This is a genomic window from Psychrobacter sp. 72-O-c (assembly GCF_904846605.1).
GTDB lineage: Bacteria > Pseudomonadota > Gammaproteobacteria > Pseudomonadales > Moraxellaceae > Psychrobacter.
The window spans coordinates 1-16,508 of sequence record NZ_CAJHBI010000007.1 but is presented as its reverse complement, the minus strand read 5'-3'; the positions used below and the strand labels follow the sequence as shown (position 1 = coordinate 16,508).

At 42.0% G+C, this 16,508-nt stretch carries 13 protein-coding genes and 1 pseudogene; 11 read left to right on the top strand and 3 right to left on the bottom strand.

The window, feature by feature from the left end:
* Window positions 1–51: 51 nt before the first annotated feature.
* Window positions 52–1,077: a polyphenol oxidase family protein gene (locus tag JMX97_RS03515; RefSeq protein ID WP_201555448.1), complete on the bottom strand. Its 1,026-nt coding sequence runs from the start codon at window positions 1,075–1,077 to the stop codon at window positions 52–54.
* A gap of 59 nt (window positions 1,078–1,136) precedes the next feature.
* Window positions 1,137–2,345: an RluA family pseudouridine synthase gene (locus JMX97_RS03510; RefSeq protein ID WP_227671538.1), complete on the bottom strand. Its 1,209-nt coding sequence runs from the start codon at window positions 2,343–2,345 to the stop codon at window positions 1,137–1,139.
* 792 nt (window positions 2,346–3,137) lie between these two features.
* Between JMX97_RS03510 and JMX97_RS03505 the strand changes: the two genes are divergently transcribed.
* From JMX97_RS03505 to nrdB, 11 genes are all read left to right on the top strand, one after another.
* Window positions 3,138–4,349, top strand: coding sequence for an outer membrane protein assembly factor BamD (locus tag JMX97_RS03505; protein WP_201555446.1), 1,212 nt, complete (start codon window positions 3,138–3,140; stop codon window positions 4,347–4,349).
* 152 nt (window positions 4,350–4,501) lie between these two features.
* Complete coding sequence (locus JMX97_RS03500) at window positions 4,502–6,616, top strand: DNA primase (RefSeq protein WP_201555444.1); 2,115 nt, start codon at window positions 4,502–4,504, stop codon at window positions 6,614–6,616.
* Between the two features lie 504 nt (window positions 6,617–7,120).
* Window positions 7,121–8,998 carry an RNA polymerase sigma factor RpoD gene (rpoD, locus tag JMX97_RS03495; protein ID WP_201555439.1) on the top strand — a complete coding sequence of 626 codons (1,878 nt, stop codon included), beginning with the start codon at window positions 7,121–7,123 and terminating at the stop codon, window positions 8,996–8,998.
* Between the two features lie 231 nt (window positions 8,999–9,229).
* A complete protein-coding gene (locus JMX97_RS03490) occupies window positions 9,230–9,589 on the top strand; it encodes a YbeD family protein (protein ID WP_201555438.1) in 360 nt (119 codons plus the stop codon).
* A 550-nt stretch (window positions 9,590–10,139) separates the two neighbouring features.
* Window positions 10,140–12,416 carry a class 1a ribonucleoside-diphosphate reductase subunit alpha gene (gene nrdA / locus JMX97_RS03485; RefSeq protein ID WP_201555437.1) on the top strand — a complete coding sequence of 759 codons (2,277 nt, stop codon included), beginning with the start codon at window positions 10,140–10,142 and terminating at the stop codon, window positions 12,414–12,416.
* Window positions 12,417–12,446: 30 nt separating this feature from the next.
* Complete coding sequence (locus JMX97_RS03480; protein ID WP_201555436.1) at window positions 12,447–13,718, top strand: AAA family ATPase; 1,272 nt, start codon at window positions 12,447–12,449, stop codon at window positions 13,716–13,718.
* 254 nt (window positions 13,719–13,972) lie between these two features.
* Window positions 13,973–14,128, top strand: coding sequence for a hypothetical protein (locus JMX97_RS03475; RefSeq protein ID WP_201555435.1), 156 nt, complete (start codon window positions 13,973–13,975; stop codon window positions 14,126–14,128).
* Window positions 14,129–14,170: 42 nt separating this feature from the next.
* A complete protein-coding gene (locus tag JMX97_RS03470; RefSeq protein WP_201555434.1) occupies window positions 14,171–14,527 on the top strand; it encodes a hypothetical protein in 357 nt (118 codons plus the stop codon).
* Window positions 14,528–14,621: 94 nt separating this feature from the next.
* Complete coding sequence (locus JMX97_RS03465; RefSeq protein WP_201555433.1) at window positions 14,622–14,873, top strand: type II toxin-antitoxin system Phd/YefM family antitoxin; 252 nt, start codon at window positions 14,622–14,624, stop codon at window positions 14,871–14,873.
* Window positions 14,863–15,150 (top strand): type II toxin-antitoxin system RelE family toxin, encoded by a 288-nt coding sequence (locus tag JMX97_RS03460; protein WP_201555432.1) that lies wholly within the window; start codon window positions 14,863–14,865, stop codon window positions 15,148–15,150. The genes JMX97_RS03465 and JMX97_RS03460 overlap by 11 nt, the downstream gene beginning before the upstream one ends.
* Window positions 15,151–15,178: 28 nt before the next feature.
* On the top strand, window positions 15,179–16,312 hold the full coding sequence (gene nrdB / locus JMX97_RS03455; RefSeq protein WP_201555431.1) for a class Ia ribonucleoside-diphosphate reductase subunit beta: 1,134 nt from the start codon (window positions 15,179–15,181) through the stop codon (window positions 16,310–16,312).
* 96 nt (window positions 16,313–16,408) lie between these two features.
* On the opposite strand, the pseudogene JMX97_RS03450 reads toward nrdB, so the two are convergent.
* A pseudogene (locus JMX97_RS03450) lies at window positions 16,409–16,508 on the bottom strand (IS1 family transposase); the annotation flags it as partial.

Sequence of the window (16,508 nt, the reverse complement as noted above, 5' to 3'; positions counted from 1 at the left end):
CTAATAATAGGTGATTAATTCGGTAAACATTAATAAAATAAAGGTAATGATCTAAATGGCGGCTATAGAAGGACGACGCACGATAATCAATGCCATCCGTCCTGTTGCCAGCTGTTGCCAATGAGTCTGACGCCGATACGAATAATAGCGCGTATCGGCATAGCTGCACTCTATAGGCATAGCAGTATTCACGGTAATGCCTGCATTTTTCAATTGGTCAACAGCAAGCTTCGGTAAGTTCAGCTTTACTTTACTCGTGCTTACTTTAGCGATATTTGATAATTTATCAACTGTCTTATGTAAGTGCCCAAGCTCTATACAATCATCAGGCTGAACATTAGGTTCAACGTCAGATTGAGAATCCACAGCATACAGTTGCTCGAAATTATCAATATTTGACTGTGCTAAGGATTTGTTTTCTTGACAACCAGCCAGCAGCTGGTCGCGGACATGGGTGCCAACTTCATAGTTTGCTTGGCTAACACAGACCCCAATCCATGCCATAATCTGCCCAGTTGCACTAAAGCGCTCAGCCGTCGCTTTAATAACGCCGCAGGCAAGCCCTTGCCAGCCAGCGTGAATGGCTGCTATTTGTCCACTTGCCGGTTGATATAAGACAATAGGCACACAGTCAGCCGTCATCACCGCTAGCCCCAGATTACCTTGCTGACTGATCATTGCATCAGCGTCTACGGGTTGCATACTAAAGGGCGTACTATCAACGTCATAGATTTGTTTGCTATGGACTTGATTCATCCAGTGCAAGCTAGTAGTAGGCGCACGTTGTGGCGTTAGCGGTTGAGCACTTAGTTGCTCATTAATAGCCGCTAACAGACGCATACGATTGGTTAATACTTGCACGGTATCGTCACTGACATGCAAACCTAGATTCAACTCACCATAACTCGCCTGCTCTGATTGACGCATTTTCTGGTCAGCCTTGTTGAAACTTATGCTTTCAAAGCCAATACCTTCAACATCTAAACTTTCAACATCAGCGCTTGCAAAAGCCGCTGTTTGAAAAACAGCTACGTCGTCCAGCTGTGCCAGTAGTGTCATCGGAAGCTTATTAGTCATGGCTTATTCATCACTCTTAGTTCATCGCAGCTGATTTAGCTTTTTATACTTAACGCTTTTTATTCAGAATAATAACCATCATTTAACACCGCAATCAACTTTTGCATATCTTCAGGAATAGGCGTAGTCACTTTAACATCCTCACCCGTCGTCGGATGGACAAAACCTAAAGCGTAAGCATGCAACGCTTGCCGCGAAAAGTTACTAATGGCATTGCGCTGCTCTTCTGTCAGCCCTGCTCGCAACTGCCTGCGACCGCCATAGACACGGTCTCCCACTATTGGATAACTGATATGACTCAAATGCACACGGATTTGATGCGTCCGTCCGGTTTCAAGTCCCACATCCAATAAACAATAATTGTGATTTAACGGAGTAATATCTAACAAATGCGTGACGGCTTCACGTCCTGCGGTCATTACGGTCATTTTGGTGCGTTGGTTACGATGGCGACCAATCGGCGCATCGATGCGCCGATTGCGCATTAGACTGGCCTGATCACCTGCTACCACACATTGATAGTGACGATAAACTGACTTATCTTTGAGCTGCGCCATCAAGGCCATCTGCGCCGGTTTGGTTTTACCGATCAGTAACAGCCCCGAGGTATCCTTATCAATACGATGTACCAAGCCTGCCCGTGGCAAATGATGCTGCTGCGGATAATGGTACAGCAGCGCGTTAACTAGCGTGCCCGTCTGATTACCCGCACCCGGATGCACGACCATGCCTACTGGTTTATTAATGACCAATACCGCATCGTCTTCGTAAACAACATCAATATCTATATTTTCTGGCTGATCTTCGCTATGCTGCTGTAAGGTCGTGGACAGATGTAAAACGTCTGCGACTTTAACGCGGTACTTAGGCTTTTGCGTGTTATCGTTACAGAGTAAACTGCCATCACTGACCCAACCTTGTAGCTGCGCACGTGAAAAATCCGTAAACACTTGCGAGGCCAGTTTATCGATACGTAGACCGGATTCTTCCTCAGTCACCGTATGAGTCATATCAATTATTTCGGGCACTGCTTGTCCAGCTACAGATGAATCGTCACCATCATCATTATCGTCATCGTCATCGTCTTCACTGTCAATTAAGTCACTTTCTATTAAGTCACTTTCTATTAAGTCACTATCAAGCAACTCATCGTCACGTGCTTCATTGTCGTTTAGCAACTCATCCTGCACGGGTAACTCTTGCGCTGATAAATCATTATCTAGCAACGGACTAGGCGTTAAATTTTTGGTCATAGCATCATTATTCATAGCAGATTCATACGTGGCAAAGTCACCAAGGTGAGCTTTATAAGAAAACAGATAGGCCATTAGCTGACTATTGAAAATAAAAACAGCCAAAAAAAAGCAGGTCTAAGGTCGCTATAGTGTACCATGCCAAGTGCTCAAGCCCTATAGTAGCTAACCGTTATCTGTCATTTGTTACTCATCATCTAGCGTCCTGATGATAAGCTATTAACTCTCTGCAATACAACATTGAGGTTAATTTACTGTATATTTATCAACGCTGGCGGCATTTGTCATCGCCCGTTGAAGCCGCCCATGCTAGACTACAAACAGCTATTTTAAACAGCTCGCTTATTGCTAAATAGCTCTCTTGCGGTCTATTCAGTTAATAACAGTTAATTAATAGCAGTCAGTTAATAAAAATGCAGCTACTACTTTAAGCAAGGGGCGTAAAAACTCAACTCATTATAGAATTTGAGGACTTGCTGGCTAGATAACTACAAAATAGATAACGAAAAAGTAGACCAGTCGCAAGTTATTATATAAATTGGTTAAGATTTTGCTGTATGCTATGGCACTGTATTTGATTGAAATTTGTTCAAAGTTAAATCCAATCAAAAGTATGTTTAATTACGTTTATGTCAAATATAGAATTTTATAATTAATAGACTCTTTTAATCAATAGACACGTGTAATAATAAGCACACCCAATGATAGACAGTCTATCGTTACCGTGATCATCGCCTTTTTATCATTAACCTGTTATATAGTGTGATAGCGCCGCTGCTATTATGCGTCTTGTGTCGGAGAAGAAGTATGCGCCCTATTGGCAACACGTTTATCAAACTATCCTCAGTAACTCTGCTTTCGCTAAGCGTAAGCCTAGTCGGCTGTCAAACCTTTAAAAACCTGACCGGTAAAGACGTCGATGCGGTTGAAACCGCCGAGAAGTCAGAGCAAGGTTACTACAGTGACGCCATTACTCAGATTGATAAAGGACGTTATACCCAAGCTATTGAAGACCTCACTAACTTGCGTACCTTCTATCCTACCGGACAATACGCCGAACAAGCACTGCTCGATACGATGTATGCCCAATATGAAAGTGGCAATTACGAAACGGCCGCCGCCAGCGCTGATCGATTTATCAGCCTGTATCCGTCTAACCCGCAAGTCAGCTACGCCTATTACGTACGCGGTGTGGCCAATATGCAAGGCTCATCTGAAGGCATCAAACTATTCAAGACCAATCAGGCCGAACGTGATACCGCTTATCTGCGTATCGCCTTTGCCAACTTCCAAGAGCTTATTAATAAATATCCAAACAGTGCTTATGCGCCAGATGCTGCCCAACGTATGACGTTTATTTATAATCAGTTTGCCGAAAGTGAGCTAACTGCGGCCAATTGGTATATTGAGCGTGAAGCTTATGTCGCTGCTGTCAACCGTGCTAAATGGGTATTTCAGTATTATCCGTTGAGCGATTCTATGCCTGAAGCCATTGCTATCCTTGCTTATAGCCATCAAAAATTGGGGCTGACAGATTTAGCACAAGAGTACAAAACCTTGCTACAAATCAACTATCCTAACATGCTGACCAATGACGGACGCGTCAAGCTTGATACCAAAGGCGATCGCACTTGGTTGAATAAATTGACCTTTGGTCAGCTTGGACGTTCCAGCATGCAAGATGCATCGAACATAGCAGGTCAGTATACGGGTGCGACTAAAACGCAGATGATTCGTACCGCCACCCAGCTTAGATTGCCTGCCGACAATGCCGCAGCTCCCACTGCTAGCAGTACACCTACCCGCCAAAGGGGCATCAATCTCGGTTTAGGATTACCTGAAAGCTCAACCGAGCAAGTCTCTGGACAAGGTAGTGCCATCGCCGCCGCTAGAGAAGCTGAGGTTGATCCGCAAAACATCAATCCTACGCGCCGCACTACGTTACTTAATGACAGCCGCGATAGCATCTCCTTGCCACCTATTGATTCTGATAGTGACGATATGAACGAAGATGATTAATTTTAACATTAGGGCTTGTTAACTATAGCAGTTCATAAAGAAGTCCCTGCATTATAAATAAACGCTATTAGAAAATAAGGTCAACGATATGGTTGGCCTTATTTTTCTGTCTTCAAGTATCCCTCAGCATCCTATGGTAAAATATTTTTTCCATGAGCATTCCAAACCATATTCTTGAACAACTAAATAGCCAAGCTGACCTGATCAGCATTATTGGTCGTCATACCGCGCTCAAACGCGCCGGTAGTGAATATAAAGGCTGCTGTCCGTTTCATGGTGAAAAGTCGCCCTCGTTCTATGTCAATCCACAAAAAAACATTTATCATTGCTTTGGCTGTAGCGTGGGTGGTAATGCCATCAGCTTTTTGCGTGACTATGAGAACTTAACCTTTATCGAAGCGGTCAATGAGCTATCAAAGCAAACAGGCATTGAAGTACCGCAAGAAGAACAGCAAAATGTCAGCTATCAGCGTAGCAAACCTAAACCGGTTACTAAACCTATAGTTAAGCCCACAGCAAAACCAGCAACGCCTGTTATACCCTCAGAGGGACAGTCGATAGCAGCCAGTAACCCGCCTGACTATCCTCAGTATGAGGATCAGTACGCCTATGATGACAATGCCAGTGACAACAACCTGCCCACTAACATACCTTATGCTACTGATTATGACGGCACTGATCATAATAGCAGTCCGCCAGCATGGCTGACAGATGACGCTGAATCCATAAGCTCAAATGTAGACAATGCCGCCACCGATAGAGACGGTAATTTATATGAGTTATTGACCCAAATTCAGCAGTTTTATCAGCACAATCTAACCACCCATCCTCACGCTAAGCACTATTTTGCCACGCGCGGTGTCACCGAGCAAAGTTTAGAGACCTTTGGGCTGGGTTATGCACCATTCGGTTGGCAACATCTTGAGCATCAATTTCCGCAAGATATAGAAGGACTTAAAGCCTTAGGCTTGGTGCGCCAATCAGAGTCTGGACGTGATTATGACTTGCTGCGTGATCGGGTTATCTTTCCAATTCGTGATAACCAAGGTCGTACTATTGGCTTTGGTGGCCGAGCGCTCGATGATGAAGTAAAACCCAAATATATTAACTCTTCAGACTCGCCCGTTTTTCATAAGCAGCATGTATTATATGGCTATTATGAGTCCCGCCAGCAGCGTGCTAATAGCTGGTTAGTAGTAGAAGGTTATATGGATGTGATTGCCCTATACCAAACTGGTATCTATGGCGCGATCGCCTCAATGGGCACGGCCATTAATGAAGCTCAAATATCACGTCTATTGACTCTAAATCCTACGTTGACCTTAAGCTTCGACGGCGATAGTGCCGGACAAAAAGCCGCTTGGCGCACCCTTGAAGTCAGTCTACCTGTACTTGGTGATGATAAAGAACTGAGGTTTTTGTCCCTGCCCAATAATCATGATCCAGATACTTTTATTAAAAGTCATGGCGCAGAGGCTATGCGTGAGCAGATTACCAATGCCATGCCGCTATCGCAGTATATTTTTGCTTATTTAAGTGAGCGCTACGACTTAACTTTGGCAGAAGGTAAAGCCAAGCTGATGTCGCAAGTGCGCACGCTGACGACCTCATTACCTAAAGGTAGCAGCTTTCGTTACCTGCTCAATAATGACATTTATCAAAAACTGGGTGGCAAGCGCAGTCAAAATATTGAAGCAAAAGATGCGCTGCTAGACTTCGATGGGGATATGACCATCAGCCAGCAATTACAACTGTGTTTTTTGTTTCAGCCGCGCGCGCTAACGGATGATCCGATTGAGTCGATTTGGCAACAAGCTGGTATTGATGGCTTGAACCTACCCGCGCATATCAAGCAAAAAGCCTCTCCTGATGCTTTACGGCCATTAGCTTGGGAAGACTTGCAAGATACTGCCTTACTGGATGTGGTCAGCACCATTAAGCGCTGCCTAAGTTATTTACCGCCAGATGCTAACGCCGCCGCACATTTTGTATTGTCTAACTTAAAGCCTTCAACTCAAGAAGGACTTAGCCGCAATTGGGGATCATTTTATAAAACCCTTATCACTAGGAATATTTTAAGCCTTGATGAGCAGATTGAAAATTTAGTGAGTCAACTCTTAGAACGTAACATGAAGAAAAAAATACAAGAGCTGGTAAAAAATCCTGATCATATCAAGGCAACTATCGTACGCATTCAGGCGCAGTTATTAAGCAACTGGTTACGGGCACAGCAAGCAGAACAATCGGCGCAAATGATCAGTGTTTAATATAAATGGCTTTATGTAGATAGCTCTATATAGCAATGTTATTACATCGTTTTGCCAGTTTTTATTTCATTAATAGTAAAAACTGATATTTAATATTAACTTTTTAGGGTTAACTTTTTGTTTATAATGTGCTCGCCCTTTAAATTAAGGTATATTGACCCCATTATTTATGATTATGGTTAGCAATCGTCAGAGTCATCTTGTTGAACGTTTAGCAGTGACATTGTGCTTGATTACTGTGGTCTGTGTTAAACTGTGCCGCGGTTATATTGACAGCAATATTAGACCCTATTATTTTTGATATTTTTTAGGCTTTTAATTTTTAGCCGTTTTTTGAGTGTTTTTATTGACGTTTTTTGAACCTTTATTCATATCAATTCATTTTTGTTATTATTGACAACCCCTACGCTTTTTTGTGATCAATCTGTTGATTAGATCAGCGCACTGAGCAAGCAGTAGCCCGTCATATCACGAAAATGTCCGACGCAAACAAAGTGAGTATTTATGAACGATAAGTCAGTTTCTAAGTCCACGTCTCAGCTGGCCACCTTGATCCAAATGGGTAAAGAGCAAGGCTATTTGACCTATGCTGAGGTGAACGACCAGCTGCCCGACTCCATTACCGAAAGCGATCAGATCGAAGATATCGTCCAGATGTTAACGGACGTTGGCATTAAGATATTTGAGTCCGCACCTGATGCTGATGACATTTTGATGAACGATGACTCAAGTGATGATGAATCGGCGGCTGACGAGGCAGCAGCGGTATTGGCTGCTGTTGAAACCGAGCCAGGTCGTACTACTGACCCTGTGCGTATGTATATGCGTGAGATGGGAACGGTTGATTTGCTGACGCGTGAAGGCGAGATTGTCATTGCCAAGCGTATCGAAGAAGGTATTCGTGATGTTCAGCATGCGATGTCTTATTGGCCAGGAACAGTGCAATATGTGCTTGATGAATATCAGCGCGTATTAGATGGCGACAAAAAGCTCTCCGATGTTATCACTGGGTTTTTAGATCCCGAAACTGATGAAGACAAAGCGGCTGCCAAAGAAGAAAAAATCCCTGTTATTAAGCCAAAGGTCAATCCTAAAGTGTCCGCTAAGGCTGACGCTGAAGAGGACGACGAAGCAGAAGACACTGAAGAAGAGGAAGAAGAAACCGGCGGTATTGATCCAGAAGAAGTGCGCGTACGCTTAGAAGAGATTGAAGGTTTATTTATTACTGCCAAACAAGCCTTGCTAGATTTCGGTCGTGGTAGTACGCAAGCTGACGAAGCTTACAAACAGCTTGCCGAGCGCTTTATGATGCTTAAGCTCAATAACCGCTTGTCAGATCAAGTCATGGCAATTATGCATGACGTTTATGACGATGTGCGCAAACAAGAGCGCCAAATTATGCGCTTGGTTATTCGCCGTGGTCGTATGCCGCGTGAAGAGTTCCGTAAGACATTCCCAAGTAACGAAACCAACGTTGATTGGCTCACCGAGCGTCTAAAAGGTAAGCCGGCGTTTGCTGCAACGCTAGAAAAAGTCACCGACGATGTTATTCTTTTGCAACGTGCTATCCGTGATTATGAGCATAAGCTCAACATGGAAATTCATGATATGAAAGATGTGGCACGTGGTATGGCTATCGGTGAAGTGAAAGCTCGCCGCGCTAAGAAAGAAATGGTCGAAGCTAACTTGCGTTTGGTTATCTCTATCGCTAAAAAATACACCAATCGTGGCCTACAGTTCTTGGATCTTATTCAAGAAGGTAATATTGGTCTAATGAAAGCGGTTGATAAATTTGAATATCGTCGTGGTTACAAGTTCTCAACTTATGCGACTTGGTGGATTCGTCAGGCGATTACCCGCTCTATCGCAGATCAGGCGCGCACTATCCGTATTCCAGTGCATATGATTGAGACTATCAACAAGATTAACCGCGTTTCTCGTCAGCTATTACAAGAGATGGGACGTGAGCCCACGCCTGAAGAGTTAGGCGAACGCTTAGAGATGGACGAAGTGAAAGTCCGTAAATTACTCAAAATTGCCAAAGAGCCGATCTCTATGGAGACTCCTATCGGTGATGATGAAGACTCACATTTAGGCGATTTCATAGAAGATTCAACTATCTCTAGCCCCGTTGATGATGCAACCTCAGCGGGTCTGCGTGAAGCGACTCGTGATGTCCTTGGCAATCTGACTGAACGTGAAGCGCGCGTGCTAAAAATGCGCTTTGGTATTGATATGCCAACCGATCATACCCTTGAGGAAGTCGGCAAGCAGTTCGATGTGACTCGTGAGCGTATTCGTCAGATTGAGGCAAAAGCTCTACGTAAATTACGTCATCCTTCACGCTCTGAGCACTTGCGTTCATTCCTTGAAAATGACTAGTTCTTGAAAGTAAGGAGCTAAGTCCTTATAAAGGTATTAGCTTTTAAGCACAGTACCTTTCAGTCTAGTACTAGATATAACCCTAAAAGCTGAGCATGTCTCAGCTTTTTTGTGCCTTATCATTAAGTACAGTAGTACTGAACCACCAAAGCAGTATCGAACCATCAAATAAATATAATTAAACCCATATTTTTCAAACAACTAATTTCAAATAGCGTTAAGGATTCTATAATGAGTGACAATCAACAAGACCCTAAAAAAGAAGTCAATGTCAGTGAAATTTCTTTAAATAGCGATGACATCAAAGGCAAAAAAACCGATATTCAGAATCCTGAGCTGTGGAACTTCCCTATGGACTATCCATTAAGCATTATCGGTCATGAAGGCGAGCATGAAAGCTTACTCAATGAAGTAAAGCTGATTCTTGGCAGTCAATTCCCTGATTTTGATTTGGCTTCTATCCAAGTTAAACCATCCAAAACGGGACGTTTTCACTCGGCACGGGTCAATCTGTATTTAACATCAGTCGAACAAGTCAATACCCTCTATGCGTCACTTGATAATGCGAAAACCGTCCGTATGGCACTGTGATTTGCCTATAGCGTTGTAATATACGTACGGTGCTGATCTAACGTTGTCAAATCACCTATAATATTGAGAATAACAGCTATTATAATAACCACAATCGTCACTCATATGGGTGGCGATTTTTCGTGGTCTCAGGTACAATTAGCGCCGCAATTATTGCCACTACCGTAGCAATTTCTATAAGAAATTATTTAGCATGGTAGCCTGAAAATAATAATCGATTTTTACAAAAAATTTATTATTTAAGCGAAACACGCCTAACCCTTACCCCATCGTTCTTTACGCCGCAAACAGACCTCTCTAGTCTACTCACAACATATAATTTTGATAAAATCAATATAGTATTTTTAAAATATTCCGGCTATATTGTGCCTACTTACGAACAAACACGCTATATGTAGTGCTCAGTGATTTTATCATCACTATGAGCAGCGGTAGCCTTTTGCTTAAAAAAAGTACAGCTCCCGTACCAACCTGCTATAGCTTTATAAAAAATACTTGCCAGATTTTATCTGCGCAATGTCAATATTAGCAATCAACAGTAGAGGCCAGCATGACACATATCGATAAAATTCAAGTGACCAAACGTGACGGACGTCTAGAGCCTATCGATTTAGATAAAATCCATAAGGTCATCGCGTGGGCAGCTGACGATTTAGATAATGTGTCGGTATCGCAAGTCGAGCTTAAGTCGCACATCCAGTTTTATGAAGGTATCAAAACTCGCGATATTCACGAAACTATTATTAAATCTGCGGCTGATTTAATCTCTGAAAATACGCCTGACTATCAGTATTTAGCGGCACGTTTGGCTGTTTTTCATTTGCGTAAAATCGCCTACAATAGATTTACCCCACCGCCCCTATTTGACCATGTACAGAAGCTAACTGACGCTGGTAAATACGATGAGCATATCTTAGCGGACTATAGCCGCGAAGAGTTTGATGAATTAAACGATTATATTGATCATTGGCGTGATATGAACCTTGCCTATGCTGCCGTTGAGCAAATGGCCGGTAAGTATCTGGTACAAGATCGTGTGGCCAAAAAAGTTTATGAAAGCCCGCAGTTCTTATATATGCTGGTCGGTATGTGTTTATTTAGCAAATATGATAAATCGGAACGCCTTGATTTCGTAAAACGCTTTTATGATGCCACTTCACAATTTAAAATCTCTTTGCCAACGCCGATTATGTCAGGTGTACGTACCCCATCGCGTCAGTTTAGCTCATGCGTACTAATTGAGTGTGGTGACAACCTAGATTCAATCAACGCCACCACCAGCGCTATCGTACGCTACGTATCACAGCGTGCCGGTATTGGTATCAATGCTGGTCGTATCCGTGCCCTTGGTAGCCCTATTCGCGGCGGTGAAGCTCAGCATACTGGCTGTATTCCTTTCTATAAGCTATTCCAAACCGCTGTCAAATGCTGCTCACAAGGCGGCGTCCGTGGCGGCGCAGCGACTTTATTCTATCCTTTATGGCATTTGGAAGTTGAGTCGCTATTGGTACTAAAAAATAACCGCGGTGTTGAAGACAACCGTGTTCGTCATATGGACTACGGCGTTCAGCTCAATAAAACTTTGTATAGCCGTTTGATTAAAGGTCAAGACATCACTTTATTCTCACCATCGGATGTTCCTGGCTTATATGATGCTTTCTTTGAAGATCAAGACAAGTTTGAAGAGCTATATACTAAGTACGAGCAAGACAAATCAATTCGTCAGCGCCAAATTCCAGCGACTGAATTATTCAGCTTGATGATGCAAGAGCGTGCCAGTACTGGTCGTATCTATATTCAAAACGTTGACCATTGCAATACTCACAGCCCATTTGATCCAAGCGTTGCGCCAATTCGCCAATCCAACCTATGTATGGAAATTGCGCTACCGACTAAGCCACTTGATAATATCAATGACGAGGAAGGCGAAATTGCGCTATGTACGCTATCTGCGGTTAACTTAGGTAAAGTTGATAACGTCAGCGATATCGAAGAGCCAGCTGAGCTAATCGTACGTGCGCTTGATGCCCTACTCGACTATCAAGATTATCCGGTTAAAGCGGCTGAAAATGGCAGTATGCGCCGCCGTACGTTGGGTGTAGGCGTGATTAACTACGCGTATTACCTTGCGAAAAATGGTGTGCGCTATTCAGATGGCTCAGCATTAGGTCTGACCCATCAAACCTTTGAAGCTCTTCAATTCTATTTATTGAAAGCATCAAATAAACTGGCAAAAGAGCAAGGCGCCTGCCCTGCCTTTAATGAGACCACTTATTCGCAAGGTATCTTGCCGATAGATACTTATAAAAAGGACTTGGATAAAATCTGCCAAGAGCCGCTACATCTCGATTGGGAAACCCTGCGTACAGACATCACCACTCATGGTCTACGCAACTCAACCCTAACCGCCTTGATGCCGTCTGAGACTTCTAGTCAGATTGCCAACGCTACTAACGGCATCGAGCCACCACGCGGTCTGGTGTCTATTAAAGCGTCAAAAGATGGGATCTTAAAGCAAGTGGTTCCTGAGATTGATAAGCTTAGAGGTCAATACGAGCTACTGTGGCAGATGCCGAACAATGACGGCTACTTAAAATTAGTCGCCATCATGCAAAAGTTCGTCGATCAAAGTATCTCTGCCAATACTAACTATGACCCGACTCGCTTTGAAGGTCAGCGCGTACCGATGAAAGTGCTATTACAAGACTTGTTGACTGCGTATAAGCTTGGCGTGAAGACCTTGTACTATCACAACACTCGTGATGGCGCGAATGATGCGCAAGCGGATATGGAAGATGATTGTGCTGGTGGTGCTTGTAAGATATAGGAGCATCATATGTTTACAAGGAGTTCACAGATGTCTGATATTCAACAAAGTATAACTGATGAAGTTAAAATAATTAAAAGTGGAGTACGAAAGGTTTTTACTCCTCATATTCCTATAAATCAGTTAGAACATTTTTTTGGTCGAGATGAAGATGTAAAAAGAATCATTGGAGTAATAACATCTCCTGGACTACATATTCTATTATTTGGAGATAGAGGTGTAGGTAAAACCTCATTGGCTAAAACGACTTGTAATCTTATTCTGAGAAAAATTAATGAAGCCCTCAATAAAGGGAAGATATACTCTAAAAGCTGTGACAGAAGTGATACTTTCAGTACTTTGTTGCACAAACCACTAATTGATGCTGGCGTAAATATTTTTAAAAGTGGTGATAATAAAAGAGTAAAACATACTAGTACTGCAAGTGCCAATATAGCTGTAGCCAAAGGCGAGTTGGTTAGCGAACACGAAACTAATATAAACCATAGGAGCCAGACCAATCTCGACTCTCCATCTTGGGTAGCTGATAGATTAAAAGACTTAGATGGTATTCTTTTACTAGATGAGGTTGATACCTTATCAAATAGTGAAGATAAACGTAAACTTGCCGAGCTAATAAAGTTATTAAGTGATTTTGACTCTGGTTTTAAAATAATACTGATTGGTATAGCGAAAACAGCTAACGAATTAACGGCTGGTCATAAGTCAATTGAAAGATGCTTAAAAGAAATTCATCTAGAAAGAATGTCAGATGAAGATATCAAAAAGATAGTCTTAAATGGTATGAAGTCTATTGGTAAAAAGCCTAATGATGAGGTAGTAGATAAAATCGTAGACATTAGCTCTGGCTTTCCCCATTTTACTCATTTGATATGTTTAAAATGCTCTGAGATTGCGATTGAGCAGAACAAAAGTCATATAGAAGAGCCTATACTTAACGAAGCATTAATTCGTTCTTCAAAAGACTCTGAGAGCACTTTGTTAAGCTCATTAGACAATATGCTTAGAAATATAAAAAAGCCTAACGAATACAAGCTTCTTTTACTAGCAACTTCTCACTGTAATAAGAAAGACTTTAGAAGCAAAGAAGTTGTTAATAAACTAAACGAGTTATTCGGTATGAATATACCTTCTGGTACTATTAATAGAAGGCTTTCTAGACTCTCGGAAAAATTCGGTGATACTAATATACTTAATAAAACAGCGCCAGGATGCTATAGCTTTTCTGATCCTAGAATGCCAAGTTTCATTAAAATAACGTTTAACAGCCTATTCGATGAAACAAAAAGTAATCCACTATAAGCTAGCGTAGGTTGGATGGAACTTCCGACACCCAACGTTTTAATCGATAACAAAAAATCCTTCGACACCAACTTACCTTTAGAATGGTGGCAAATATTGTAGGGTGCGCCAAGCGCACCCATGAGATGTAAGAATTTAAAAGGTGCATAAAATGCACCCTACCTTAAATAATAATTTTGCTTAGAAAGAACAGCCGCGCCCTAACAAGGTAGTTTAGCCCCGACTGTAGCGGTATCCTGCTAACGACGATGGCGATGCAGTCCATGACTGGGCGTAGTATCGAGACAACAGGAATGCGACCAGACACGATAGACTGCACGCCAGCGGCTAGGCAGATACAAGCGGTAGGCGGGATTGGCTACTTAAGTTTCATACTATCAAACGAAAACACTTTGGCTTTACAGCTATAATTGAAAGTCATATAAAGAATAAAAACGACGGAGGTCATAGACGTGCAATATACCGCAATCATCAAAGACGGTGGTTTGTTTATCCCTAACGTATTTTCAGACTTAAACGATGGTCACGCGCATATGGTACAAGTAACCGTCGATATTGAAGACGTTCGTGAGCAATTAAGCTCTAACGAAGAACCAAAGAAACAAGCCCCAAAACAACTCAAAAAAACAGTGAAGAAACAGACGCCAAAGCAATCATCGAAAGAACTTCAAGACGTTGGTTTAGGTACGCTGCGCAAGAGTGCTCTTGATGAATTAGAAGCATTAGATGATGTCGAGCTAAGCGAGATATTTAAAGCTTATATGAATGAGGGACAAGTGCCTGTACAAATATCTTTAGAAAACTTATAACGCATTTTGCAATTAATATCTTAACAAATAAGACCTAATTTTCGTGCTAATATTGTCTCTATATTTAGGACATATTATTAGTGGAGAATTGACTATGCAACCTATATTTTCGACTCAAACAGCCAGTATTTCAGAGTTAAAGAACAACCCTTCAGCACTGATTAAGCAGTCAGATGGTGAGTCTATTGCTATTTTAAACCACAATAAACCCGTGGCTTACTTGGTTTCGACAGATGTCTTCGAGCGTATGATGGAAGCAATGGACGATATGGCATTAGCTCAAACAGTTAAAGAGCGAATGAATGATGGCCAAATACCTATAAAGGTAACATTGGATGACTTATGATCTTGAGTTTCACCCTTTAGCGTTAAAAGAATGGAAAAATCTTGCACCAAATATCAAGCAACAGTTTAAAAAGAAATTAGAGCAACGATTATTAAATCCTTGTATCCCTGCATCACAATTGTCAGGGCACATGGATACTTATAAGATTAAACTACGTTCTGTAGGCTATCGACTAATCTATAGCGTGAATGATGATATCGTAGTTGTATATGTATTAGCTGTAGGTAAAAGAGAAAACAACAAAGTATATGACAGCTTACTTACTCGTAAACCCTAATTTAGAATGATTTAAAAAGGCATCCCCCATGACTTACTCGATTTTTAACCAAACGCCAAATGACGCTATGAAAGAACCGATGTTTTTTGGTCAGCCGGTGAACGTTGCTCGCTATGACCAACAAAAGCATCCTATCTTTGAGCAATTGATTGAAAAGCAGCTGTCGTTTTTTTGGCGTCCAGAAGAAGTCGATGTCTCGCGCGATCGTATTGACTACGGTAATCTATCCTCGCATGAGCAACATATCTTTATTAGCAACCTAAAGTACCAAACCCTACTCGACTCTATTCAAGGTCGCAGTCCAAACGTCGTGCTACTACCCTTGGTTTCTATTCCAGAGCTTGAAACCTGGATTGAGACGTGGACGTTTTCTGAAACCATTCACTCCCGCAGCTATACCCATATCATTCGTAACATCGTCAACGATCCAGGCGTCGTGTTCGATGACATCATGGCTAATGAGCATATTTTAGAGCGCGCCTCTGATATTGCAAAATATTATGATGACCTCTATTACAATGCTCAGCTATATAACTTATATGGCGCAGGTACGCATACGGTTAATGGCAAGCAAGTTACGGTTGATTTAACTTCACTGAAAAAGCAGCTTTATCTGTGCATCATGGCGGTCAACGTATTAGAAGCCATTCGTTTTTATGTGTCGTTTGCTTGCTCGTTTGCGTTTGCTGAGCGTAAGCTAATGGAAGGTAATGCCAAGATTATCAAGCTTATCGCCCGTGATGAAGCGCTACATTTAACCGGTACGCAGCATATCCTAAACCTCATGCGTAACGGTAAAGATGATCCAGAAATGGTCGAGATTGCCAATGACTGCTATGAAGAAAGCATTGAGATATTCCGTAAGGCGGCTGAGCAAGAGAAAGAATGGGCAGGCTATTTATTTAAAGATGGTTCGATGATTGGGCTGAATAAAGACATTCTTTGCCAATATATAGAATACATCACTAACTTGCGTATGGAAGCAGTTGGCTTGCCATCAGCGTTCCCGAATTCTAAGTCAAATCCAATTCCATGGATCAATACTTGGCTGTCGTCTGATAACGTTCAGGTCGCGCCGCAAGAGACTGAAATCAGCTCTTATTTAGTTGGTCAAATCGACTCGGATTTATCAGACAGTAACTTTGATGACTTTGAGCTGTAGGGAATCATAGGAATTTGAATTATGAGAATCTGTAATGGTCTATAGACGGTCATTTAGTTTTAAATAAAGGGTGGTGTATCAGAAAGTATGCTGGCATCAGACATAGCCATAATTGATATAAAAGAACACCAAATCAAAGACTTTAAAGTGATTATCAAGCTTTTTAGAGAAACAACAGGTTCTTCTAACGGCTCGA